Origin of the sequence: Streptomyces sp. NBC_00057 (genome assembly GCF_045041165.1) — a bacterium.
Classification (GTDB): Bacteria; Actinomycetota; Actinomycetes; order Streptomycetales; family Streptomycetaceae; genus Streptomyces.
The window spans coordinates 4181061-4203446 of sequence record NZ_CP108256.1 but is presented as its reverse complement, the minus strand read 5'-3'; the positions used below and the strand labels follow the sequence as shown (position 1 = coordinate 4203446).

General features: G+C 69.7%; 24 protein-coding genes. 12 read left to right on the top strand and 12 right to left on the bottom strand.

What is annotated here, in order from left to right; translation table 11 throughout:
* Nucleotides 1–21: 21 nt before the first annotated feature.
* The gene (locus OG953_RS19650) at nucleotides 22–264 is read right to left on the bottom strand and encodes a hypothetical protein (protein WP_393698068.1); all 243 of its coding nucleotides are present in this window, start codon (nucleotides 262–264) and stop codon (nucleotides 22–24) included.
* Nucleotides 261–509: a hypothetical protein gene (locus OG953_RS19645; RefSeq protein WP_405685783.1), complete on the bottom strand. Its 249-nt coding sequence runs from the start codon at nucleotides 507–509 to the stop codon at nucleotides 261–263. The genes OG953_RS19650 and OG953_RS19645 overlap by 4 nt, the downstream gene beginning before the upstream one ends.
* A gap of 135 nt (nucleotides 510–644) precedes the next feature.
* Between OG953_RS19645 and OG953_RS19640 the strand changes: the two genes are divergently transcribed.
* Nucleotides 645–1295: an AAA family ATPase gene (locus OG953_RS19640; RefSeq protein ID WP_405685781.1), complete on the top strand. Its 651-nt coding sequence runs from the start codon at nucleotides 645–647 to the stop codon at nucleotides 1293–1295.
* A 285-nt stretch (nucleotides 1296–1580) separates the two neighbouring features.
* On the opposite strand, the gene OG953_RS19635 is transcribed toward OG953_RS19640, so the two are convergent.
* The 3 genes from OG953_RS19635 to OG953_RS19625 form a co-directional block, all read right to left on the bottom strand.
* The gene (locus OG953_RS19635) at nucleotides 1581–2429 is read right to left on the bottom strand and encodes a hypothetical protein (RefSeq protein ID WP_405685780.1); all 849 of its coding nucleotides are present in this window, start codon (nucleotides 2427–2429) and stop codon (nucleotides 1581–1583) included.
* Between the two features lie 253 nt (nucleotides 2430–2682).
* Nucleotides 2683–3504, bottom strand: coding sequence for an aminoglycoside phosphotransferase (locus OG953_RS19630; protein WP_405685778.1), 822 nt, complete (start codon nucleotides 3502–3504; stop codon nucleotides 2683–2685).
* 112 nt (nucleotides 3505–3616) lie between these two features.
* Nucleotides 3617–3754 carry a hypothetical protein gene (locus OG953_RS19625; protein WP_405685776.1) on the bottom strand — a complete coding sequence of 46 codons (138 nt, stop codon included), beginning with the start codon at nucleotides 3752–3754 and terminating at the stop codon, nucleotides 3617–3619.
* A gap of 17 nt (nucleotides 3755–3771) precedes the next feature.
* Between OG953_RS19625 and OG953_RS19620 the strand changes: the two genes are divergently transcribed.
* A complete protein-coding gene (locus OG953_RS19620) occupies nucleotides 3772–4890 on the top strand; it encodes a hypothetical protein (RefSeq protein WP_405685774.1) in 1119 nt (372 codons plus the stop codon).
* On the opposite strand, the gene OG953_RS19615 is transcribed toward OG953_RS19620, so the two are convergent.
* Nucleotides 4868–5401: an NUDIX hydrolase gene (locus OG953_RS19615; protein ID WP_405685772.1), complete on the bottom strand. Its 534-nt coding sequence runs from the start codon at nucleotides 5399–5401 to the stop codon at nucleotides 4868–4870. The genes OG953_RS19620 and OG953_RS19615 overlap by 23 nt on opposite strands.
* Nucleotides 5402–5654: 253 nt before the next feature.
* On the opposite strand from OG953_RS19615, the gene OG953_RS19610 reads away from it, so the two are divergent.
* A complete protein-coding gene (locus OG953_RS19610) occupies nucleotides 5655–5927 on the top strand; it encodes a ribosomal protein L7/L12 (protein ID WP_405685771.1) in 273 nt (90 codons plus the stop codon).
* Between the two features lie 100 nt (nucleotides 5928–6027).
* Here the strand turns inward: OG953_RS19610 and OG953_RS19605 are convergent, their stop codons facing one another.
* Nucleotides 6028–6789 (bottom strand): phosphoglyceromutase, encoded by a 762-nt coding sequence (locus OG953_RS19605; protein WP_405685770.1) that lies wholly within the window; start codon nucleotides 6787–6789, stop codon nucleotides 6028–6030.
* Between the two features lie 205 nt (nucleotides 6790–6994).
* On the opposite strand from OG953_RS19605, the gene OG953_RS19600 reads away from it, so the two are divergent.
* On the top strand, nucleotides 6995–8344 hold the full coding sequence (locus tag OG953_RS19600; protein WP_405685769.1) for an MDR family MFS transporter: 1350 nt from the start codon (nucleotides 6995–6997) through the stop codon (nucleotides 8342–8344).
* A gap of 427 nt (nucleotides 8345–8771) precedes the next feature.
* On the opposite strand, the gene phoU is transcribed toward OG953_RS19600, so the two are convergent.
* Nucleotides 8772–9449, bottom strand: a complete 678-nt coding sequence (gene phoU / locus OG953_RS19595) for a phosphate signaling complex protein PhoU (protein ID WP_405685767.1) — start codon at nucleotides 9447–9449, stop codon at nucleotides 8772–8774.
* 196 nt (nucleotides 9450–9645) lie between these two features.
* Between phoU and OG953_RS19590 the strand changes: the two genes are divergently transcribed.
* Nucleotides 9646–10920 carry a sensor histidine kinase gene (locus OG953_RS19590; protein WP_405685765.1) on the top strand — a complete coding sequence of 425 codons (1275 nt, stop codon included), beginning with the start codon at nucleotides 9646–9648 and terminating at the stop codon, nucleotides 10918–10920.
* Nucleotides 10917–11597 (top strand): response regulator transcription factor, encoded by a 681-nt coding sequence (locus tag OG953_RS19585; RefSeq protein WP_030977814.1) that lies wholly within the window; start codon nucleotides 10917–10919, stop codon nucleotides 11595–11597. The genes OG953_RS19590 and OG953_RS19585 overlap by 4 nt, the downstream gene beginning before the upstream one ends.
* A 75-nt stretch (nucleotides 11598–11672) precedes the next feature.
* Here OG953_RS19585 and OG953_RS19580 read toward each other — a convergent pair whose 3' ends face one another.
* Entirely contained in the window at nucleotides 11673–12329 is a 657-nt protein-coding gene (locus tag OG953_RS19580) for a DUF461 domain-containing protein (RefSeq protein WP_405685763.1), read from the bottom strand.
* A gap of 619 nt (nucleotides 12330–12948) precedes the next feature.
* Between OG953_RS19580 and OG953_RS19575 the strand changes: the two genes are divergently transcribed.
* The 6 genes from OG953_RS19575 to OG953_RS19550 all read left to right on the top strand — a co-directional run bounded on the left by OG953_RS19575 (nucleotide 12949) and on the right by OG953_RS19550 (nucleotide 19500).
* The gene (locus OG953_RS19575) at nucleotides 12949–13431 is read left to right on the top strand and encodes a CarD family transcriptional regulator (RefSeq protein ID WP_006380568.1); all 483 of its coding nucleotides are present in this window, start codon (nucleotides 12949–12951) and stop codon (nucleotides 13429–13431) included.
* A gap of 333 nt (nucleotides 13432–13764) precedes the next feature.
* The gene (ispD, locus tag OG953_RS19570; RefSeq protein ID WP_405685762.1) at nucleotides 13765–14511 is read left to right on the top strand and encodes a 2-C-methyl-D-erythritol 4-phosphate cytidylyltransferase; all 747 of its coding nucleotides are present in this window, start codon (nucleotides 13765–13767) and stop codon (nucleotides 14509–14511) included.
* Nucleotides 14501–15004, top strand: coding sequence for a 2-C-methyl-D-erythritol 2,4-cyclodiphosphate synthase (ispF, locus tag OG953_RS19565; RefSeq protein WP_405685760.1), 504 nt, complete (start codon nucleotides 14501–14503; stop codon nucleotides 15002–15004). Before ispD ends, ispF begins: the two co-directional genes overlap by 11 nt.
* Nucleotides 15005–15313: 309 nt before the next feature.
* The gene (cysS, locus tag OG953_RS19560; RefSeq protein ID WP_405685758.1) at nucleotides 15314–16717 is read left to right on the top strand and encodes a cysteine--tRNA ligase; all 1404 of its coding nucleotides are present in this window, start codon (nucleotides 15314–15316) and stop codon (nucleotides 16715–16717) included.
* Between the two features lie 82 nt (nucleotides 16718–16799).
* A complete protein-coding gene (gene rlmB / locus OG953_RS19555; protein ID WP_114245795.1) occupies nucleotides 16800–17756 on the top strand; it encodes a 23S rRNA (guanosine(2251)-2'-O)-methyltransferase RlmB in 957 nt (318 codons plus the stop codon).
* Between the two features lie 115 nt (nucleotides 17757–17871).
* Nucleotides 17872–19500, top strand: coding sequence for a DoxX family membrane protein (locus OG953_RS19550; protein WP_405685756.1), 1629 nt, complete (start codon nucleotides 17872–17874; stop codon nucleotides 19498–19500).
* Nucleotides 19501–19579: 79 nt separating this feature from the next.
* Here OG953_RS19550 and OG953_RS19545 read toward each other — a convergent pair whose 3' ends face one another.
* The 3 genes from OG953_RS19545 to OG953_RS19535 all read right to left on the bottom strand — a co-directional run bounded on the left by OG953_RS19545 (nucleotide 19580) and on the right by OG953_RS19535 (nucleotide 22099).
* A complete protein-coding gene (locus OG953_RS19545; RefSeq protein WP_405685755.1) occupies nucleotides 19580–20290 on the bottom strand; it encodes an NDP-sugar synthase in 711 nt (236 codons plus the stop codon).
* A gap of 34 nt (nucleotides 20291–20324) precedes the next feature.
* Complete coding sequence (locus OG953_RS19540) at nucleotides 20325–20738, bottom strand: hypothetical protein (protein ID WP_405685754.1); 414 nt, start codon at nucleotides 20736–20738, stop codon at nucleotides 20325–20327.
* Between the two features lie 224 nt (nucleotides 20739–20962).
* Nucleotides 20963–22099: an ABC transporter ATP-binding protein gene (locus OG953_RS19535; protein ID WP_405685753.1), complete on the bottom strand. Its 1137-nt coding sequence runs from the start codon at nucleotides 22097–22099 to the stop codon at nucleotides 20963–20965.
* Nucleotides 22100–22386 lie beyond the last annotated feature (287 nt).

Below are 22386 nucleotides of genomic sequence, written 5' to 3'. Positions count from 1 at the left end.
TCTCCTCGGTTCGGTGCTGGTTCAGGGCAGCGGGACGAGCCTCACCACGGTGACGATCAGGACGGACCCGGAGACGTAATAGAGCACGATTGCCCCGGCGACCGTCGCCTCGCGGCGGTCGCGCTCGCTCTTGACGGCCGACGACCCGTGCCCGTACGGGTCGAGGCCCAAGGTTCGCGCCATCTCGTCCCGGAAGACCTCGCCGTCGCGCATCTTGGCCAGGGTGTCGTCGGCGGGCGGGGCGTAGGAGATGCGGAAGCTCAAGCGACGGTCCGCCTCTCGGCCTCGTCCTGCGCCAGCCGGTCCAGGATCTTCTCGGCCTCCGGATCGGGTACGGCCTCCAGCATCCAGTGCCGCATGACCGCCTGGATCTCGTTCACACCGGCGTCGTTGATGGCGCGGTCGAACTCCTCACGTCTCTCCTCGGGCAGGGTGGCCCGGATGTCCGGAATGCTGTTGGGCACGTCGACTTCGGCGCCGCCGACGAAGGTCTTCAGGGGCTCGCCCATGATTGCTCTCCCCGCTCTTCCTGCTCTCTCCGCACGGCCCGTCCGATCGGCTCCGCTCGTGCACAGGCCGGTACTTGGGCCACCGTAGTGCCAGGGGCGGCGGCGGACGCGGAACCCGCGCGATACGTTCGCCCCGTGACGGGAACATCGTGGGACATATTGCTTGTCGGTGGAGCGTCCGGAGTCGGCAAGAGCCGGGTCGCCGCGCAACTGGTCGCTGAGGCAAAAGGGTTCATGGTCGAATTCGACGACGTCGTCAGCGCCGTCGAGGCCATGACGACGGCCGAACACCACCCCGCTCTCCACCACTTCGACACCATCCCCGACACCGCGCAACTCGCCACCGAGCAGGTGCTGGACCTTCAGATCGCCACCGCCAGGGCCCTGGAGCCCGCGGTGTTGGGGGTCGTACGCAACCGCCTGACCGTCGACGTACCCGCCGTGATCGAGGGCGACTACCTCACCCCGGCCGCCGCTGCGGCGGCGATCCAGGAGGGCCGGGCGGCGGGCCGCCGCGTGCGAGCGGTGTTCCTGCACGAAGGGGACGCGGCCCGGATCACCGCCAACTACGCCTCCCGGGAGCCCGACAGCGGAGAACAGCGGCATCGGGCGCAGGTCAGCGCGGAGTACTCGCGATGGCTCGGCGACCAGGCCCGCCTGCACGCCCTGCCGGTGGTCGCCTGCCGCCCGTGGGACACGTTGGCGGCGCGCATCGGGCGGGCGTTGGGTGCGGAGGGGGAGGGGCGGGAGCGGGAGCGGGAGCTGTTCGAGCTGCCGGGGGCGTGACGAAGCGCGGGGGCGGGGGCGCTGCCGAGTGGCCTTGGACGGCCCGGAGACGGCCCCGGCCTACCGATTCTGTGCTTTGAACCAGCGGATCGCAGTGATGGCCAGTCCGACGACAGCGGTGGCCGTGACAGCTGCAGCGATCTTGGCACCCAGGTCCATTGCTTCGAACACGTGCGTCTCCCTCGTTGAGTGGTTGCAGTCGCCTGCAGATACGCGCTCGCGTTCCCGCGTGTGATGACCATGGCATGCCGGCCCAGGAACCCTGCTGTGCACCGTGTCCAGGCGCTAGCTCAGCTGCGGCGGACCGATGACGGTCTGGCCAACCTCTTCGGCCAGCCAGGTTGCATGGAGTTCCTCGTACCCGTCGCCGTTTCTGCGGCGGACGTGCACGAGGACAGTGTGCTCGTCGCGGCGCTCGTTCAGTTCGCGTGTGGCGGCGTTGAACAGCACAGAGACCTCGGCATGCTTGAAGTCCGCGTACAGGCCAGGTTCCGGAACCTCCGGCCAGCCCAGACCCTCCCAGCGGATCTCTGCCACATGCCTGCCGGCCACGGCCATGAACCTGTCCTCAACGCTTCCTACTGGCTGATCCAGCATCGATGCCCAGATCGGCAGATGCGCCGACAGGAAAGCGGGATCGGTGGAGAGCTGGGGTCCGTGGACTCCACCGTGCAATCCAGTCGGGTCGCTTGGATCACGGACCCAGTCCTCGGTGTCCTCTTTCCTGAACCATGCGTCGGGCAGCGCGCTCCATACGCGCAGTACGTCCTCGACTGTGAGGAGTTCGACGTCCACGCCTACGCCCGCGTGCTGCTGGTCACCCACCGCGAGCAGCTGGCGCGCTACTCGGAGCGCCAATGCAGGATCGTCAGTGCGGAAGACGGGATAAGCAACGTCAACGGACATGCGTGCACCCTGCCACAACGATCCACGATCGAAGATCGATTTTTGCCCGGGTGCGAGTACGGCTTGACTCACGCAGGCACCGCCGCCCCAGCGGTCTTGAAAACCGTCGGGGCTCGCGCCGCAAAAGCCCGAGAAGCGGGCGGCCAGACCTGCGAAGAACTTCACCAGCCGCCCCACGGCGAGCACGGCCGACAGGAGCGGGACGTCTGCCAAGTCCGCATCGTTCACTGCGGATTGCCCTTCAACCAGCTGTGGCGGGGGCGGCCGGCCTCCACGGCTTTACCCACCTGTTCGGGCCGGGGCCCGCGTTGGGCAAGTCCAGGGGGCCACTCGTTCAAATTCGGGGCAGGGGCAAAGCCTGCCCGAGTTGCCGGGCCAGCGTACGGCCCCCTGAACATGCCCGACCCCGACCCGAACAGGACACCGGCCAAAGCCGCTCCGGCCGACCGCTCGTTCGGCTCACCCGAGCGGAGGGTTCGGTTCAAGCAGTCCTGCGGTGTGCGTGCCAGGCGGTGGCGGCGGTCGCGAGGCGCAGGGTCCACGGGTCGGGGTCGGCGGTGCTGATCTCGGACCAGACGTTGGCGTTGGCGGCGGCGAAGGCGGTGATGCCCTCGGCGGGGGCGGTGTGCCAGGCGGGGATCTCGGCGGCCCACCCTTCGGCCGATGCGGGGGTGTGGCCGGAGGCGATGAGCCAGATGACCCAGTAGCCGGCATCGAGCCAGGCCGCTCCGCAGGTCGCCCACGCCCAGTCGACCAGGCGGGCTCGATCGCCCTGGAGGGCGTGATCGTCGACGAGGACGTTGGCGTTGTTCAGGTCGGTGTGCAGGAGGTGGTTCCCGGCGAAGAAGCGGAGGTCGTCAGGGTGGGCGACGTAGTGCTCCAGACGCTGTTCGGCGTGGCGTAGTTCGATGCCGGGGCAGGAGGTCTCGCCGAGGCGGCGCAGGAGGGCAGCGACTTCGGGAAGGTCCGGGGAGCCGGGGGCGTAGTCGGCGTGGTGGCCGTCGAGGGCTTCGAAGCCGAGCAGGTCCCATCCGGCAGTCTCGACGCGCCAGCGGAGGGCGGGGGCCAGGCCGGTGAGCAAGGGGGCGACGGCGGCCTCCCGGCGCTGGGTCCACGCGCGGGGGTGGTCGGTGCGCAGGCCCTTGATGTGCCAGGCACCTGTGGCGGAGCCGACCCGGGCCGCGATCTCACTGTTGAAGCCCTCGGCTGCCTCCTCGACCGTGAGGAGAGGACCGGTGTGCTCTTCGACGGCGGCGCGGGCGGCGGACGGCAGCAGGTCGAGGCCGATGTGGATGGTCGCCATGGGGCTTCACTCTTCCACGGGTGCGGGTGCGGGTGTGTGGGTGTGCAGCGGTGCGGGGGCTTCGGACGGACGAACGTCCCGAAGCCCCCGCGGCTCTATGCGGCCCGGGTGTCTACCGGTACGGGTTGTCGTCGTTGCAGCCCGGGACGGCGCCTTCGGTCAGCACCTCCAGGTCGTCCAGGAGGACCACCCCCTCGGGCTCCTCCGGGGCCGGCGGTCGGGGGCTGATCTCCAGCATGACAGCGGTCATGACGCTTCCTCGCTTCCGTGTTGGCAGTAGGTGTTCAGTGGTGCCTTCGCCTCCGGGTACACCTTGGCGAGCGGTCGGCAGACCCGGCAGGTGCCGGAGAGCCGACAGCCGCCGCAGCCACCGGTGCGAAGCATCTGGGCATCGGCGATGCCGGGCAGACGGACGAGTCCGTCCAGGCCCTCGGTCCCCTGGCGGCCGAGCGGGACCTCAGCCCGTCGACGCTGGACGCGCTGCATTCGTCGATCGAGGACTACTGGCGGAGGGACGACGAACACGGCGGTGAGACCTTACGGCCGGCGGTCGTCGGCCAGCTCCGCTACGTCGTCGATCTCCTCAAGGAGCAGCGCCCCGCGCCCATGAGAGCCAGCCTGCACAGCATTGCGGCCGAGCTGGCCCGGCTCACCGGGTGGACCTACTTCGACGCCCGCCAGTACAACCAGGCACGTGCCTACTTCACCGAATCCCTTGGCCTGGCCAAGTTGATCGAGGACCACCAGTTCATGGCCAATGTCCTCGCCTGCATGAGCCTCCAGGCCACCTACCAGGACAAGCCCGGGGACGCCCTCGCACTCGTCACAGCGGCCCAGGACCAGGCCCGAACGGCCGGGGGGACGACGCCGCGCGTGCTGGCCATGCTCGCGATGCGCGAAGCCTTCGTCCACGCCATCCTCGGGAACCACAGCGCGACCCACACCGCGATCTCGGAAGCCCACACCCACTTCGGCCGGATCGGCACCGCCGATCCGGACCCAGCCTGGGTTGCCTACTTCGACGAGCCGAAGCTGATCGTGGACACCGGCATCGCGCACGGTCGCCTGGGCGAAGCCGCTCTCGCCGAACCTCTCATCGCGGACGCTCTACGCCGCGAACACCGGACGAACCACCGAGGCCGTGCCGTCCACGCCTTCTGGCTCGCCCGCACCCAACTCCAGCGCCGCAAACTCGACGAGGCGTGCCACACGGCTATGGATGCCCTGGTCCCGGCGGCTGCCGTCAGCTCGCAACGAGTCGCCGGCCACCTCCGGGAGTTCTACGAGCAGCTGGAGCCCTTCCGCCGGGAACCGGCCGCAGTGGCGTTCGAGTCCCGGCTCCGGGAAGTGCTGCCCCGCCGGGTCAGCGGACCGCCTTGTCCATGAGTACGTAGAGCAGCCCGACGAGGGATCCGCTGCTGACGATCTCGCGCCGGTCGATCATGCCCCGCACGTCGGCCAGCGGGATCCACTCGATCCGGTCCGACTCGTTCTTCTCGGTCGGCGGCCCCTCGTACGTCGCTCCGTCGGCCCGGAAGACGTGGTGCTGGGAGTCGGTGATGCCGTTGGCCGGCTCGGCGTAGATAAGGGGCTTGATCGGGCCGGGCCGCCAGCCGGTCTCCTCCAGCACCTCACGGGCAGCAGCTTCAGCTGGCGTCTCGCCCTCCTCGACCAGCCCCATGGGCAGCTCCCACGCCCACGCGTTCGTGATGAAGCGGTGCCGCCACATCATCAGAACCTCGCGCCGCTCGTTGACGACGGCGGCCACGGCCAGGTGCCGGAGCTTGACGACGTGGTGCTCCCAACGGTTCCCGTCCGGCGTCTCGACGTCGGTGAGCCACAGGTTCACCCAGCTGTTCTCGTAGATCGGACGTTCCCCGTGGATCTTCCACTGCATCGCTGCGGCCCCTCTCGATCGGCCTCCAGCATCGCAGAGCTGGGTTGAACTGCGGCCAGGTTCAGGCAGATTCACGTCATAGTGACGAATAGGCCGGAGTTTTGATCACACGCTTGGTAGCGTCCAGGCCTCATGCCGTCCAGCCAGGAGCGCACTCGCGAGGCGGTGGCCACTGCCTTCGAGGCGGCCCAATTGAGGCGACATGGCGGCTGACGGCTCGTACTCTCCGGGCCGGAGAGGGACGGGGAGAGCAATGACGGAGTACTTCTTGTTGGTGTGCGACGACGTGCCTCATGACGTGGTGCTCACCGACCCTGGCACCCGTGTGCTGGACGTCGCCCAAGTCGTACGTCGCCTGACGGGACTGAGCCTCTGGCGCAGCAAGGTTCTGGCAACGCAGGTTCCCGCAATGATTCTCGACGGCGTGCTTCAGGAGGACGCAGAGGCGGCGGTCGCAGCACTTCGCGATGTGGGAGCACAGGCAGAGGTGAGGGCACAGCCAGAGCCGGAATTCCTCAAGCCCTGACGGCCCGATCAAGCAGCAGACGGCCCAGCGACGGCCCGAGGCCACCGAAAAGCCCCCTGCCAGCGGAGAACCCGTAGGTAGGGGGCTTCTTCGGGCGGACTTACTTCTTCTTGCCCTGGTTCTTCACGGCCTCGATGGCGGCCTTCGCCGCGTCCGGGTCGAGGTACGTGCCGCCCGGCTTGATCGGGCGGAAGTCGGCGTCCAGCTCATAGGAGAGCGGGATGCCGGTCGGGATGTTCAGGCCCGCGATGTCGGCATCGGAGATGCCGTCGAGGTGCTTGACCAGGGCGCGGAGGCTGTTGCCGTGGGCGGCGACCAGGACCGTGCGGCCGGCCAGGAGGTCCGGGACGATGCCGTCGTACCAGTACGGCAGCATGCGGACGACGACGTCCTTGAGGCACTCGGTGCGCGGGCGCAGCTCCGGCGGGATCGTCGCGTAGCGCGGGTCGTCGCTCTGGGAGAACTCGGTGCCGTCCTCGAGGGCGGGCGGCGGGGTGTCGTACGAGCGGCGCCAGAGCATGAACTGCTCCTCGCCGAACTCGGCGAGCGTCTGCGCCTTGTCCTTGCCCTGCAGGGCGCCGTAGTGGCGCTCGTTCAGCCGCCAGGAGCGGTGGACGGGGATCCAGTGGCGGTCCGCGGATTCCAGCGCGAGCTGCGCGGTGCGGATGGCGCGCTTCTGGAGGGAGGTGTGCAGGACGTCGGGGAGCAGGCCGGCGTCCTTGATCAGCTCACCGCCGCGGACTGCCTCCTTCTCGCCCTTCTCCGTGAGGTTGACGTCCACCCAACCGGTGAACAGGTTCTTCGCGTTCCATTCGCTCTCGCCGTGGCGGAGGAGGATCAGCTTGTACGGTGCGTCGGCCATGGGCCCGAGCGTAATCGAAGCCGTACGGGCGTTGCGCGGCCGGTCACAGGGCGGACAGGCGGTGCGGGTGAGGGGCCGGGGGCGTGACGATTGACGGCAGGCGTCAATCGACTGGCGGACCGGAATCCGGGATTCGTAATGTTCGGATGGCCGACCGGCCTCTTACCGTCGGTGCCCGTTCCGTACTTCCCTGGGGGGATTCCGTATGTCTGTCGCCGGTCTCAGACGGGCCGTACGCGAATCCGTGTCCGGGCTCCCCAGGGAGTTCTGGTGGCTGTGGACCAGCACGCTGGTCAACCGCCTCGGGGCGTTCGTCGCCACCTTCATGGCGCTCTACCTGACCCTCGACCGGGGCTACTCCGCCTCGTACGCCGGTCTGGTCGCCGCGCTGCACGGGCTCGGCGGGGTCGTCTCCTCGCTCGGGGCGGGGGTGATGACCGACCGGCTCGGCCGCCGGCCCACCATGCTCATCGCGCAGACCTCGACCGCCGTGTCCGTGGCCGTGCTCGGGTTCATGGTCCACCCGGTGGCGATCGCGGCCGTCGCCTTCGTCGTCGGCATGGCCAGCAACGCCTCGCGGCCCGCCGTGCAGGCCATGATGGCCGACATCGTCCGGCCCGAGGACCGGGTGCGGGCCTTCTCGCTCAACTACTGGGCGATCAATCTGGGCTTCGCCGTCTCCTCGGCCGGGGCCGGGTTCGTCGCCGAGTACAGCTACCTCGCAGGGTTCCTCGGCGAGGCCGCGATGACGCTCGTCTGCGCCTTCGTCGTCTTCATGAAGGTGCCCGAGTCACGGCCGGAGAAGTCGGCGCCGGCCGGGCATGCGGTCACCGGCGCCGACGAGGTCCGGCTCTCCACCGTGCTGCGCGACGGACGGTTCATGAGCGTCGTCGGGCTGTCCTTCGTCATCGCCCTGATCTTCCAGCAGGGGTACGTGGGGCTGCCGGTGGCCATGGGGGCGGATGGGTTCTCCAGCTCCGACTTCGGCACCGCCGTCGCCGTCAACGGTGTGCTGATCGTGGTGCTCCAGATCCCGGTCACCCGCTTCATCCAGCACCGTGATCCGCGCCGGCTGCTCATCGTGTCGTCGCTGCTGGCGGGGTACGGATTCGGGCTCACCGCGTTCGCCGGTTCGGTCGCCGTGTACGCGCTGACCATCTGCGTCTGGACGGTCGCCGAGATCGTCAACTCGCCCGTCCAGACCGGTCTGGTGGTCCGGCTCTCGCCCGCTCAGGGCCGCGGCCGCTACCAGGGCATGTACACGATGTCCTGGTCCGCGGCGGCGCTGGTCGCACCGCTGATGTCGGGTGTGGTGATCGACCGGTTCGGGGCCCAGTGGCTGTGGGGGACGTGCGGGGTCCTGGGTACCGGGGCCGCGCTCGGGTACTGGCTGCTGATGCGGAATCTGCCGGGGGAGGACGGGGCGGCGGCGCCGGAGGACAGCCGGGTGTCGGAGAGAAGCCGGATGGTGACGGGAAGTGGCCGGGACGCGGGGGATGTCGTCCCGGTCGGTCCCGGGGCCGACGCCGATGCCGGGCCCGGCCCTTCCGCCTAGGGGACGCGCGGACGCCGCCCGACATCGCGTCCACACACGAAAGGTGCCCCGCGCGGAGCGGACTGCTCCGCGCGGGGCACCCCTCCGGCTCCGTACAGGCCGGCCGGTCAGCCGCAGCAGCCACCGCACTGGCACGGGGCCCCGGACTGGCATCCGCATCCGCAGCCCGAGCCGCAGCCGCAGGCGCCGAGCATGGTCAGGTGCACCACTTCAGCGGGTGCCTCCTGCTGGGGGTCGGTCGTGGGGGAATCGGCCATGGTTCCTCCTCATTGCGCACGACAGGGCCGTACGCCACGACGACGCACGTACGACCGGGGCGTACGGACAGGCGTGCCGCCCCACCCCATTGCATGCCCAACCGGGCGGGCGCATCAACGGCGCACACGCGCAGAGACACATGTGCGACGGGATACGACGGCGTACGCCGCTACGCGCCCTCCACCGTTGTCTGCTGCTGGATCTCGTCGGCGTGCTCGCCCGTCACCAGGTAGACCACGCGCTTGGCGACCGACACCGCATGGTCGGCGAAGCGCTCGTAGTAGCGGCCGAGCAGCGTCACGTCGACGGCCGTCTCGATGCCGTGCTTCCAGCGGTCGTCCATCAGGTGCTGGAACAGCGTGCGGTGCAGCAGGTCCATCTCGTCGTCGTCCTGCTCCAGCTGGAGCGCCAGATCGACGTCCTTGGTGATGATCACCTCGGCCGCCTTGGCCATCAGGCGCTGCGCCAACTGCCCCATCTCCAGAATGGTGGCGTGCAGGTCGTGCGGCACCGCCGATTCCGGGAACCGCAGCCGGGTCAGCTTGGCGACATGCTGGGCGAGGTCGCCCGAGCGCTCCAGATCGGCGCTCATCCGCAGCGAGGTGACCACGATCCGCAGATCCGTCGCCACGGGCTGCTGGCGCGCGAGCAGGGCGATGGCCCGCGCCTCCAGGTCGTGCTGGAGGTCGTCGACCTTCTGGTCCGCGGCGATCACGCTCTCCGCGAGCTTGAGATCGGCATCGAGCATGGACGTCGTCGCCCGGCCGATCGCCGACCCGACGAGCCGGGCCATCTCGACCAGTCCCTCGCCGATCGAGTCGAGTTCCTCGTGGTACGCGTCACGCATGGAAGTCCCTCTCCAGTCCTCACTTAGGCCGGGGCCAGGTATGAACCCCACGCTGCCACCATGGGCGGCGTACGCGTCGGCTTCCGGCCGCCCAAGTGAATCAACCCTTGCTCCTCGGTGAACTCTGGGCGACGAGTGTTCGGATCCGCACCCGGATGGCTGGGAGAGTCTTCCCGGACCCGCATAACCTTGACGTATGGACGTGAACGCGGCAGTCGCCGCAGCTGCGGCGATCGGCGGTGCGTGTACCGGCGTGATCGCCATGCTGGCGTTCCGCTGGAGCGAGCGCGACCAGAAGAAGCCGACGCGCACCTCCCTGCGGCCCGACAGCAATGCCCCTCTGCCTCCGGGGGTGGACACGGTCCTGTCCGTGCTCAGCTCCTCCGCGGTCGTGCTCGACGAGAGCGACAGCGTGGTCAAGGCCAGCTCCGCCGCCTACGCGCTGGGCCTGGTCAGGGGCGGGCGGCTCGCCGTCGACGCGATGCTGAACATGGCCAGGGACACCCGCCGGGACGGTGAGATACGGCAGGTCGAACTGGACCTTCCCAGGCGCGGTACGGGCCGCGGCGAGGCCCTCGCGGTCTCCGCCCGGGTCGCCCCGCTGGGCTCCCGTCTGGTGCTCCTGCTGGTCGAGGACCTCACCGAGGCCCGCCGCATAGAAGCGGTACGACGCGACTTCGTCGCCAACGTCAGCCATGAGCTCAAGACCCCGGTCGGCGCGCTCTCGCTGCTCTCCGAGGCCGTGATGGACGCTTCCGACGAACCGGAGGCGGTGGAGCGGTTCGCGGGGCGGATGCAGATCGAGGCGACCCGGCTGACCAACCTCGTACAGGAGATCATCGACCTCTCCCGGGTGCAGAACGACGACCCACTGGAGGATGCCGAGCCGGTCCGGGTGGACGAGCTGGTGGCCGAGGCCATCGACCGCTGCCGCCAGCAGGCCGGCTCGAAGCAGATCACCATGGCAGCGGGCGGCACCGCGGAGCTCCGTATCTGGGGCAACCGCGGCCAGCTCGCAGCGGCGCTCGGCAACCTCGTCGAGAACGCCGTCAACTACAGCCCCGCCCGTACCCGAGTGGGCATCGCCGCCAGGCGACTGTCCGTACCCGGCGGGGACCAGATCGAGATAGCCGTGACCGACCAGGGCATCGGTATCTCGGAGAAGGACCGCGAGCGGGTCTTCGAACGCTTCTACCGCGTCGACCCGGCCCGCTCACGGGCCACCGGTGGCACCGGCCTCGGCCTCGCCATCGTCAAGCACGTGGCCGCCTCGCACGGCGGGGAGGTCGCGGTCTGGAGCTCGGAGGGCCAGGGCTCCACCTTCACCCTGCGGCTGCCCGAAGCGGGCTCCGTACGGGAACGGGACCGCAGCTCGGGCGGACCGCTCATCGTCAACGGCGACGAGGGCCCCTACGGACCCGCTCACCCCGACACCCTTGATCCATTCCCTGCCCCGGAGGTCCTTCCGTGACCCGAGTGCTTGTCGTCGAGGATGAGGAATCCTTCAGCGACGCCCTGTCCTACATGCTCCGCAAGGAGGGTTTCGAGGTCGCCATCGCGGCCACGGGCCCGGACGGGCTTGACGAGTTCGAGCGCAACGGCGCCGACCTCGTGCTGCTCGACCTGATGCTGCCGGGCCTGCCCGGTACGGAGGTCTGCCGTCAGCTGCGCAGCAGGTCCAACGTCCCCGTGATCATGGTCACGGCCAAGGACAGCGAGATCGACAAGGTCGTCGGCCTGGAAATAGGAGCCGACGACTACGTCACCAAGCCGTTCTCCTCGCGGGAACTCGTCGCCCGCATCCGCGCGGTGCTGCGCCGCCGCGGCGAGCCGGAGGAGGTCACGCCGGCCGCGCTGGAGGCGGGCCCGGTCCGGATGGACGTGGACCGCCACGTCGTCACGGTCTCCGGCGGCAAGGTCGACCTCCCGCTCAAGGAGTTCGACCTGCTGGAGATGCTGCTGCGCAACGCGGGCCGGGTCCTGACCCGCATGCAGCTGATCGACCGGGTCTGGGGCGCGGACTACGTGGGCGACACCAAGACCCTCGACGTCCACGTCAAGCGCCTGCGCGCCAAGATCGAGCCCGATCCGGGGGCGCCGCGCTTCCTGGTGACGGTGCGGGGCCTGGGGTACAAGTTCGAGCCGTAAACCGGCCCGTGTGCGACGGCGGAGGGCGCTTCCTTTCGGGGGAGCGCCCTCCGCCGTCCGCGTACCCGCGTACGGTCAGTCGGCCTGCGCCGAGGCGTCGCTCGGGGCGACCGTGTCGCTGTCGGATTCCGACCCGCCCGCCGGGGCTCCCGGCGTCCCGGCGGCGGAACCGGACGGCGTGGTGGAGGTCCCGGGCGACTGCGCCGGCGGCACCGGCAGCGAGCTCGGTCCGAAGCCCTGGAAGTAGCTGGTCGCCGGAACGACGAACGCGCCGAGCGAGATCTCACCGGTCGAGCTGAACTTGAAGACGACGGGCTGCACATTGCCGGCCTGCGCGGCCTCGCGGCTGCTCTCGATCACGGCGGACGCATTGCCCTCGCCGCCGAGAACCACCCTGCCGCCGGCCGGGACCACGACCGGTCCGGTGCCCTCGGCGGCGTGCAGCTTCACCGCGGCGCTCGTACCCGGCAGGGTGACGGAGTCCAGGGTCTGCTGCTTGGTGCCTTTGTTGAACAGCGTCGCGGAGACGACGGCCGGGCCCTCGGCGTTGCGCTCGGGCTGGGTGATGACGTTCGCGTTCTGGATGCTGATGTCACCGGAGGCGGCGGCAGCAGTGTCCGGCCTGACCTTGAGCGTCGCTGCGTCATTGCCCGCACCGCACGCGGTGAGCGAGGCGATCGAGAACACGATGGCTGTGGCGCCGAGGGCGCCGTGTCGAAGGCTGCGGCTCACGGCGGCGGCAACTCCTTGAACGTGTCGGACTGCGGACGGGAGGGGTGGGCGACGTAAAGCCGCCCTAAGGGTGTGTCAGCGGCCTTAGGCTACCGAGCCGCCCGTCCCGCCCCGCACCCGACCCGCCCCTTCGCGCACCGGCACTTCCCGGGGCCGTGCCGTTCGGGGCCCGCACCCGGCCGGGGTCTGCGGACCGGCGCATCCCGAAACCGGTCGACACGCGCCGTTCACATATCGCCGGTGATCAATTCATGGAGCGTGGCGCATTCCGCGCGCATAACCGATCGCATCGGTGCGTTGATCAATTCCATTGATCCACCACACTTACGTCCGTACGGGTGATCGATGTCCGAACGGAGTACGGAAAGTTCATCATCCGGAATCCGGCAAAATGGGACGTTCGACCGCTTTGGAGGGGGGTTCGGATGCGTGTAACGTGCGCGTTTCGCCTCGCCCGTAGAGCCGCTCCGACCTGCGAATACCGTCTCCCGTGAGCCTTCCGCAGCACGTACGTGTTGCTGTTGTCAAGCCCCGAGATATGCCCTGACCTGCGAAAACGCCATTCAGGAGAAGCTGTTCTCGTGTTACGCTTGATAGCCACGGAAGGGGTACCTGTCACATGACGTTCAAGGTTGGCGACACCGTGGTCTATCCCCATCACGGGGCCGCGCTGATCGAGGCTATCGAAACTCGCCAGATCAAAGGCGTGGACAAGACCTACTTGGTGCTCAAGGTCGCCCAGGGCGACTTGACGGTTCGTGTGCCGGCGGACAATGCGGAGTTCGTGGGTGTGCGCGACGTGGTCGGGCAGGAGGGGCTGGACCGGGTCTTCGAGGTGCTGCGTGCACCGTATGCCGAAGAGCCGACGAACTGGTCCCGGCGCTACAAGGCAAATCTGGAGAAGCTCGCCTCCGGCGATGTCATCAAGGTCGCCGAAGTTGTTCGCGACCTGTGGCGTCGTGAGCGCGAGCGTGGACTCTCCGCAGGTGAGAAGCGCATGCTCGCCAAGGCTCGCCAGATTCTGGTGAGCGAGCTCGCTCTCGCGGAGAACACGAACGAAGACAAGGCCGAGGCTCTGCTCGACGAGGTACTCGCGTCCTGAACCGGCTTGCTCCGGTCGTAAAAAAATATGCCGCGGTGCCCGCTGACAACCGTATTCACGGTATGTCGTCGGGCGCTGCGGCATGTCCGGATTCGGCCACGACGTGTCTGGATTACGTTCTGACTCGCCGATGCGTTGGCTTCATCGGCGATCCCCCCGATACGTTGCTCGCGATCTTGTGTGCCGATCCCGAGCGACCGGTGCGGCTTGTCCGACTTCGACCGGGTGTCACGGAAAGGGCCCGGTCGAGTCGTGGCGTGGCGCCCGGCTCGCTTGTGGCCATACCCATGTCGGCTGTGGAAACAAACATGCCGAAGCTTCGGAGTGCAACCGATGTCTGATCAATCGCGTCCGTACCGCACCGCCGCCGTGATTCCCGCGGCAGGCCGCGGCGTGCGGCTCGGCCCGGGCGCCCCCAAGGCGCTCCGCGCGCTGGGCGGGACGCCCATGCTCATCCATGCGGTACGGGCCATGGCGGCGTCCCGTTCCGTGTCCCTGGTTGTCGTCGTCGCGCCGCCGGACGGCGCCGCCGAGGTCAAGAACCTGCTCGACGAGCACGCCTTGCCCGAGCGCACCGACTACCTCGTCGTGCCCGGCGGCGAGACCCGGCAGGAGTCGGTGCGGCTCGGTCTCGACGCCCTGCCCGAGGGCGTCTGTGTCGTCCTCGTCCACGACGCGGCGCGCCCGCTGGTGCCCGTCGACACCGTGGACGCGGTGATCGAGGCGGTACGGGACGGGGCGCCCGCCGTCGTTCCCGCGCTGCCGCTCGCCGACACCGTCAAGGAGGTCGAGCCCGGTCCGCCGGGGGAGCCGGAGCCGGTCCTCGGCACGCCCGTACGGGCCAGGCTGCGCGCCGTACAGACTCCGCAGGGCTTCGACCGCGACACGCTCGTACGCGCGCACAAGACGGTCGCCGTCAGCGGCGAGGGCGCCACGGACGACGCGGGCATGGTGGAGCAGCTCGGTGCGCCCGTCGTGGTCGTACCCGGGCACGAAGAGGCGTTCAAGGTGACCCGGCCGCTGGATCTGGTGCTGGCCGAGGCGGTACTCGCACGCAGGAGGGCGAACGATGGCTTCTGAGGAACGGACCGGGCCCGTGATCCCGCTCGTCGGGATCGGCACGGACATCCACGCCTTCGAAGAGGGCCGCGAGCTGTGGTGCGCGGGACTGCTGTGGGAGGGCGAGGGGCCCGGCCTGGCGGGGCACTCCGACGCCGATGTCGTCGCGCACGCCGCGTGCAACGCGCTCTTCTCGGCCGCCGGGCTCGGCGACCTCGGGCAGCACTTCGGTACGGGGCGGCCCGAGTGGTCCGGCGCCGCCGGAGTCACCCTGCTGACCGAGGCGGCGCGAATCGTACGGGCCGAAGGCTTCGAGATCGGCAATGTCGCCGTTCAGGTCGTCGGCGTACGGCCGAAGATCGGCAAGCGGCGCGACGAGGCGCAGAAGGTGCTGTCGGACGCCGTGGGGGCGCCCGTCTCGCTTTCCGCCGCCACCTCCGACGGACTCGGTTTCACCGGGCGGGCCGAGGGCCTCGCGGGGATCGCCACCGCACTGGTCTACCGCACGGGCTGACCCGCCGATGTGTGGGGGCGGGGCCCCTGCGGGCCGTCTCCTCGGAACCCCGAGGTGCACGGACGCAGGAACGGGAAGCGGGAGCGGCGACGCAGGGTCGGGGTACGGGTAGAAGCACCATCGACCCCACTTGGAGGACGTACGCCATGACCGCCGCACTCTCCGCAGAACTCGCGAGGCGCTTTGCGGCGGCCGACCGTCGTGCGAAAGGCCGTCGGACGTATCCAGGCACACCCGGTCGGCACCAACTTTTCCCCGCGATCCCCAAGGGGTCGCGGGGCACTGGTGCGCGCCCACTACCCTTGAGGCGTGACTATTCGCCTGTACGACACCAGCGCCCGGCAGATCCGTGACTTCGTACCGCTCACAGCGGGCTGTGTCTCGATCTACCTCTGTGGCGCGACTGTCCAGGCCGCCCCGCACATCGGGCACATCCGGTCCGGGCTGAACTTCGACATCATGCGCCGCTGGTTCGAGTACCGCGGCTACGACGTCACGTTCGTCCGGAACGTCACCGACATCGACGACAAGATCATCGCGAAGTCGGCCGAGCAGGGCCGCCCGTGGTGGGCCATCGGGTACGAGAACGAGCGGGCGTTCAACGCCGGCTACGACGCGCTCGGCTGCCTCCCGGTCACGTACGAACCCCGCGCGACCGGCCACATCACCGAGATGATCGAGATGATGCGGGGCCTGATCGAACGCGGTCACGCCTACGCGGCCGACGGCAACGTCTACTTCGACGTGAAGTCGTTCCCCGGCTATCTGGAGCTCTCCAACCAGGACCTGGACGATCTGCGCCAGCCGTCCGGCGAGGGAGAGACCGGCAAGCGCGACCAGCGCGACTTCGCGATGTGGAAGGCGTCCAAGCCCGGCGAGCCGAGCTGGGAGACCCCGTGGGGCCGCGGCAGGCCCGGCTGGCACCTGGAGTGCTCCGCCATGGCGCACAAGTACCTCGGCACCGCCTTCGACATCCACGGCGGCGGCATCGACCTGATCTTCCCGCACCACGAGAACGAGATCGCCCAGGCCAAGGCGTACGGCGACGACTTCGCGAAGTACTGGGTGCACAACGGCTGGGTCACCATGTCCGGCGAGAAGATGTCGAAGTCGCTCGGCAACTCCGTGCTGGTCAGCGAGATGGTCAAGCAGTGGCGTCCGATCGTGCTGCGCTATTACCTCGGCACCCCGCACTACCGGTCGATGATCGAGTACAGCGAGGAGGCCCTGCGCGAGGCCGAGTCCGCGTTCGCGCGGATCGAGGGCTTCGTTCAGCGCGTCACCGAGAAGGCGGGCGAGACGATCGAGCCCGCGACCGAGGTCCCGCCGGCGTTCGCCGAGGCGATGGACGACGACCTGGGCGTCCCGCAGGCGCTCGCGATCGTCCACACCACGGTCCGCCAGGGCAACTCCGCACTCGCCGCCGACGACAAGGAAGCGGCCGTCGCGAGGCTCGCGGAGGTGCGGGCCATGCTCGGCGTCCTCGGCCTCGACCCGCTCGACCCGCACTGGGCGGGCGAGGGCGACCGTGGCGAGGATCTGCACGGGGTCGTCGACACGCTCGTACGCCTCGTTCTGGACCAGCGTCAGTCGGCCCGCGACCGCAAGGACTGGCCCGCCGCCGACGCCATCCGCGACCAGCTCAACCAGTCCGGACTCGTCATCGAGGACAGCCCGACCGGGCCACGGTGGACACTCGGCCCGCGCCAGTAGTCCTCCCATGTGCCGCCCGGCGTTCCGGGCGGCACACTTCAATTACGTACGCATGTCTGAGAAGCAACGAAACAGGTAGGTCATGGCCGGGAACAGCCAGCGCAGGAACCGCCGCACGTCCAACAAGAAGGGCGCGCAGGTAGGCAGCGGTGGGCAGCGACGCCGTGGCCTGGAGGGCAAGGGCCCGACGCCGCCCGCCTCCGCCCGTAAGGGACACAAGAAGAACCGGGTGGCGAACGCCCAGGCCAAGCAGGCCGCGGCCCGCCGTCCCGCGCCGCGGCGCGGCGGTGCCAAGGGAACGTCCGAGATGGTCGTCGGCCGTAACCCGGTCTACGAGGCCCTGCGCGACGGCGTCCCGGCGACGACCCTGTACGTCCAGCAGTACATCGACAACGACGAGCGGGTCCGCGAGGCGCTCCAGCTCGCCGGCGAGCGCGGCAACATCAACCTGATGGAGGCCCCGCGCCCGGAGCTGGACCGGATGACGAACGGCCTGAACCACCAGGGCCTCGTCCTCCAGGTCCCGCCGTACGAGTACGCGCACCCGGAGGACCTCACCGCCGCCGCGTACGACAAGGGCGAGGACCCGCTGATCGTCGCCCTCGACGGCGTCACCGACCCGCGCAACCTGGGTGCGATCGTCCGCTCCGTCTCCGCGTTCGGCGGCCACGGCGTGGTCGTGCCGGAGCGGCGCGCGGCCGGGATGACGGCGGGCGCCTGGAAGTCCTCGGCGGGCACGGCGGCCCGTACGCCGGTCTCCCGGGTGACGAACCTGACCCGGGCCCTGGAGGGATACCAGAAGGCCGGCATCACCGTCGTCGGCCTCGCCGCGGACGGTGAGCACACCGTCGAGGACCTGGAGGCCCTCGCCGGCCCCGTCGTCATCGTCATCGGCAGCGAGGGCAAGGGCCTGGGCCGCCTCGTCGGCGAGACCTGCGACTACCGGGTCCGCATCTCGATGCCGGGCGGCGCGGAGTCGCTGAACGCGGGTGTCGCGGCCGGGATCGTCCTGTACGAGGTTGCGCGGCGCCGGGGCTGAAGTGCACCCGGCCGGGGGGCGGCCGACCGGGGCGCCCCCCGCCGGAGCCCATTGACGGGTCTCGGACACTTAGGGCCCGTCAAGGCAGTGTCCTAAACACACATCACTCGGTTAGATGAGTGTGGACACCAGAACGCCTCGGTTCGACGAACAACCCGCCCTGAGCATGGCCAAGGTGGACTGCGACCCCGCGCAGGTCATCGTCAACCACGCCAGCTTCCGGGTGCAGCTCGCCCCTGCCCAGCGCCCGCGGCTGCGCGGTCTGGCCCCCGCCGGCGCGCCCAGGATCCCCGCCATGAGTGGCTCCGCCGGAGCTGTGCGCGGCAGGCGCTCGCCCGTCGTGTGGAGCGGCCGGTCCGCCCCCGGCGACCCCGGCGCCACCGGACTCCTCCAGGCCGTACGGAACTCCACTGCGGGCCGCCCGGCCACCGCGTACGACCCCTACACCGGCCACGAGTTCGACGGCGGGCTCGGTGCGGGCGGCACCCAGGTCATCGAACGCCTCGAAGATACCCAGCCCAACCCCGTCATCACCGCGCCCCAGCAGCCGGGCCGCCACCGCAGCGGCCCCCTGCTGCCGCCCATGCGTCGGGCGGTCGGCGCCTACGACCCCGTCGACACCCGGCCGTACGGCCGAGAGGCGTACGACGAGGGCGAGGACGAGTACGACGACATCACCGAGGCCCGGGGGCGGCGCCGCAGCGGCGATTCCGTACGGCACGGGTACTACCCCGGGCGCCGGATGAACCTCGGCGTCGTGCTGCTGCCGATGCGTGTCTTCCTCGGCTTCATCTCCATCTACGCCGGCATGGGCAAGCTGTGCGACCCCGTCTACTTCGACGGCGGCGAGCGCGGCTCCATGGTCAAGTGGCTGACCTCGCTGCACCCCTGGGGGCTGGCCGAGCCACTGCGCGACTTCGCGCTCTCGCACCCGGTGGGCGCCGGACTCACCGTTGCCTTCCTCCAGGTCGTCGTCGGCGTCCTCACCGTCCTCGGTCTCTGGCAGCGCGTCGCCGCCTCCGTCGGCGCTCTCCTCTCCGCCGCCCTGCTGGTCACCGTCACCTGGCGCACAGTCGCCGTCTACGACGCGCCCGACATCATCTACCTCGCCGCCTGGAGCCCGCTGATCATCGCGGGCGCCCCCGTCTACTCCGTCGACGGACGGCTCGCAGGTGAGGCCTGGCGCAGGCTCGGCCCGCGCTCGGCGATCTGGGACCTCCGCCGCCGGGTGCTGCGCCGGGGTGCCGTCGTCGCCACCGTCGTCGTCGGCCTCACCCTTCTCGTGGGCTCCATGCTCGGCGGCGCTGTCCGCTCCTCCGAGGTCGTCACCGTGCCCGGTCCGAACGGCGACCCGACCAACCAGCTCCCCGGCTCTCCGCTCCCGCAGGAGTCCGGTAGCGGCCGGGCCTCCCACACGCCCGACGGGCGGCGCCCCTCGCCCTCCCGCAGCAGCGCCTCCACCACCCCGTCCGCCAAGGCGTCCACGCCCGCTGCGGAAGCCGTCCGCGAGTCCGGCCAGGCGGGTGCCGGTGCGGGACAGCCCAGCCAGACCCAGGGCACAGCCCAGCAGCCCGCGCAGCAGACGATCCCGCAGCAGCCGTCGTCCAGCAGCTCCGGCCCGAGCTCCTCCGGCTCCACCGGCACCGGCGGCGGTTCCACGGGCGGTGGCTCGGACAGCGGCGGCGGTTCCACCGGCGGAACGTCCGGCGGCGGGCAGAACCCCATCGGCGGTCTGCTCGGCTGAGCCCCCCGTACTGCAGCGGCGAAGGGGCGGTCACCGGAACGAACCGGTGACCGCCCCTCGCGTACTGCGCCGCTCTTTCCTACTGTCCGTCGAGCTCCTTGGCGGCCTCGGTCAGGTCCTTCGCCGTGTCGATGGCCCGCCAGTACGCCCCGTGCGGCAGCGGGAACCCGGCCAGCCTGCGCTCGCGGGCCAGCCGTGGGAACGTCGTCCGCTCATGGTCGCCCCGGTCCGGCAGCAGCGTCGTGAACGTCGGCGAGAAGACGTACACACCGGCGTTGATCAGGTACGGCGACGGCGGCGACTCGATGAAGTCGGTGATGTGCCCGAACGCGTCCGTCTCCACGGCACCCCACGGGATACGGGGACGGGCCAGGGCCAGTGTGGCGGTCGCATCGCGCTCGGCGTGGAACGCGGCCATCTCGCGCAGGGAGAAGCGCGTCCAGATGTCGCCATTGGTGGCGTACCAGGGCTGTTCCGGATCGGGCAGCCGGGCGGCGGCGTACTTCAGCCCGCCGCCCCGGCCCAGGGGCTCGGACTCCACGACGGTCGTCACGCGCAGCGGCAGCACTGCCGAGTCCAGCCACTCCTGCAGTACCTCGGCCAGATGACCGCACGACACCACGGCGTCGGTCACGCCCTCGGCGGCCAGCCAGGACAGCTGATGGCCGATGATCGGAGTCCCGGTACCCGGGATCTCGACCATCGGCTTGGGGCGGTCATCGGTGTACGGGCGCAGCCGCGATCCCTGGCCACCCGCCAGGATCACGGCCTGCGTCGGATACGTATGCATGCCAGGCACGATATGCGGTGCCCGGACCGGCGGGTCAGCTGAACTGTGCGACGCCCGAGGCGAACGACGTGTCGCAGACGGGACGCGAGAACCGGTGGGCGCGCGTCGGACCGTACTGCTCGACCGCGGCGCGGCCCAGCGCCTTCGCGATCGACATGCAGTGCCGGGCGAGCGAGGGGCGGCCCTCGACGGAACGCTGCAGGTCCGTCAGCGCGACACCCGGGTCCTTCTCCCGAAGCTCCACGAGCAGCCGGTCACGGAGGATGTCCTGCGGGGTGCGCGCCTTGGCACGCTTCGAAACATCGTGAGCCGATGCGGTCAGGACCTGCGACTCGGAATTGTGCGCTGCCCACGGCACGCTGGTGACGGCGAGAGTCCCGGAGAGGACCATCATGACGGGCAGTACGAAGGCGAGGGTTCGGCCGATGCGGCGCGCGGTGTGGGTCACGCAGCGAGCGTAGCGGGCAGTGATGATTTGGCGACATTTCGTCACCCTTGAGGGGGATGGTTCGAGGATTCTTTTCGAATCGTGTGTTGACGAGTCGCGGCGAAATGACCGGTGTGCCGGGGATTTCGGCGCTGTACGGATCCAAACCCAAACATGCCCCACGGCCGCGAACGGCCCCGCACGGAGAGCGTGCGGGGCCGGCTGCGGTGCGGGTGTGCGGGGCGTCAGTCGGTGAGACGCGCACCCGTCGAGGTCGAGAAGACGTGCAGCTCGTCCGGGCGCGGCACGACGTGCAGCGTGGTGCCCTTCTCCGGAACGGCGCGGCCACCGACGCGGACGACCAGGTCCTTGTCCTCGCCGCCGACCCGCGCGGAGCCGTAGACGAAGCCGTCGGCGCCGAGCTCCTCGACGACGTTGACCGAGACGGCCAGACCGGCCGGGGCGTCGGCGCTGTCCTTCGAGAGGGACTTCGCGGCGGCGCCGCCGTGCTCGACGATGTCGAAGTGCTCGGGGCGGATGCCGACCGTGACGGTCGTGTCGCCCTTGTCCGCGGCGGCGGAGAGCGCCTCGCGGGAGACCGGGACGACGCTGTTGCCGAACTTCACACCGCCGTCGGTGATCGGGACCTCGACCAGGTTCATGGCCGGGGAGCCGATGAAGCCGGCCACGAAGAGGTTCGCCGGCTTGTCGTACATGTTGCGCGGCGAGTCGACCTGCTGCAGCAGACCGTCCTTGAGGACCGCGACACGGTCACCCATGGTCAGGGCCTCGACCTGGTCGTGCGTGACGTACACGGTCGTGATGCCCAGACGGCGCTGGAGCGAGGCGATCTGGGTACGGGTGGAGACACGGAGCTTGGCGTCGAGGTTCGACAGCGGCTCGTCCATGAGGAAGACCTGCGGCTCACGCACGATGGCGCGGCCCATCGCGACACGCTGACGCTGACCACCGGAGAGCGCCTTCGGCTTGCGGTCCAGGTACTCGGTGAGGTCCAGCATCTTGGCGGCCTCTTCGACCTTCGCCCGGATCTCGGTCTTGTTGACACCGGCAATCTTGAGCGCGAAGCCCATGTTGTCCGCGACGGTCATGTGCGGGTAGAGCGCGTAGTTCTGGAACACCATGGCGATGTCCCGGTCCTTCGGGGGCAGATGCGTGACGTCGCGGTCACCGATGCGGATCGCGCCGCCGTTGACGTCCTCGAGACCCGCGAGCATGCGCAGGGAGGTCGACTTGCCACAACCGGAAGGACCGACGAGGACGAGGAACTCGCCGTCCGCGATGTCGATCTCGAGCTGATCCACGGCCGGCTTGGTGGAGCCGGGGTAGACGCGGGACGCCTTGTCGAACGTGACACTGGCCATGCTGAATCTTCTCCTTCACCGGCAGGAACGTGCCGGACGATCCGAGTAAGGGAGTGGTCTGGTCCACTTGGGTGAATCCTCAGCGACGCTACCTGGCCATGTGAAATCTGTCAGTAGTTCGAGGGACGCGAAATCTCCTATCCGTATCGGTGAACTGGCAGAGCACCGCACTTTTGACCCTGCGCCCTGGGCAGAGCACCGGATTTTGGCCCGATGCCCACAGGTGGCACTTCCTGCTTCAACGCCCACCGCCGCCCCGACACACCCCTGAGAGGCGCGCCCGACCG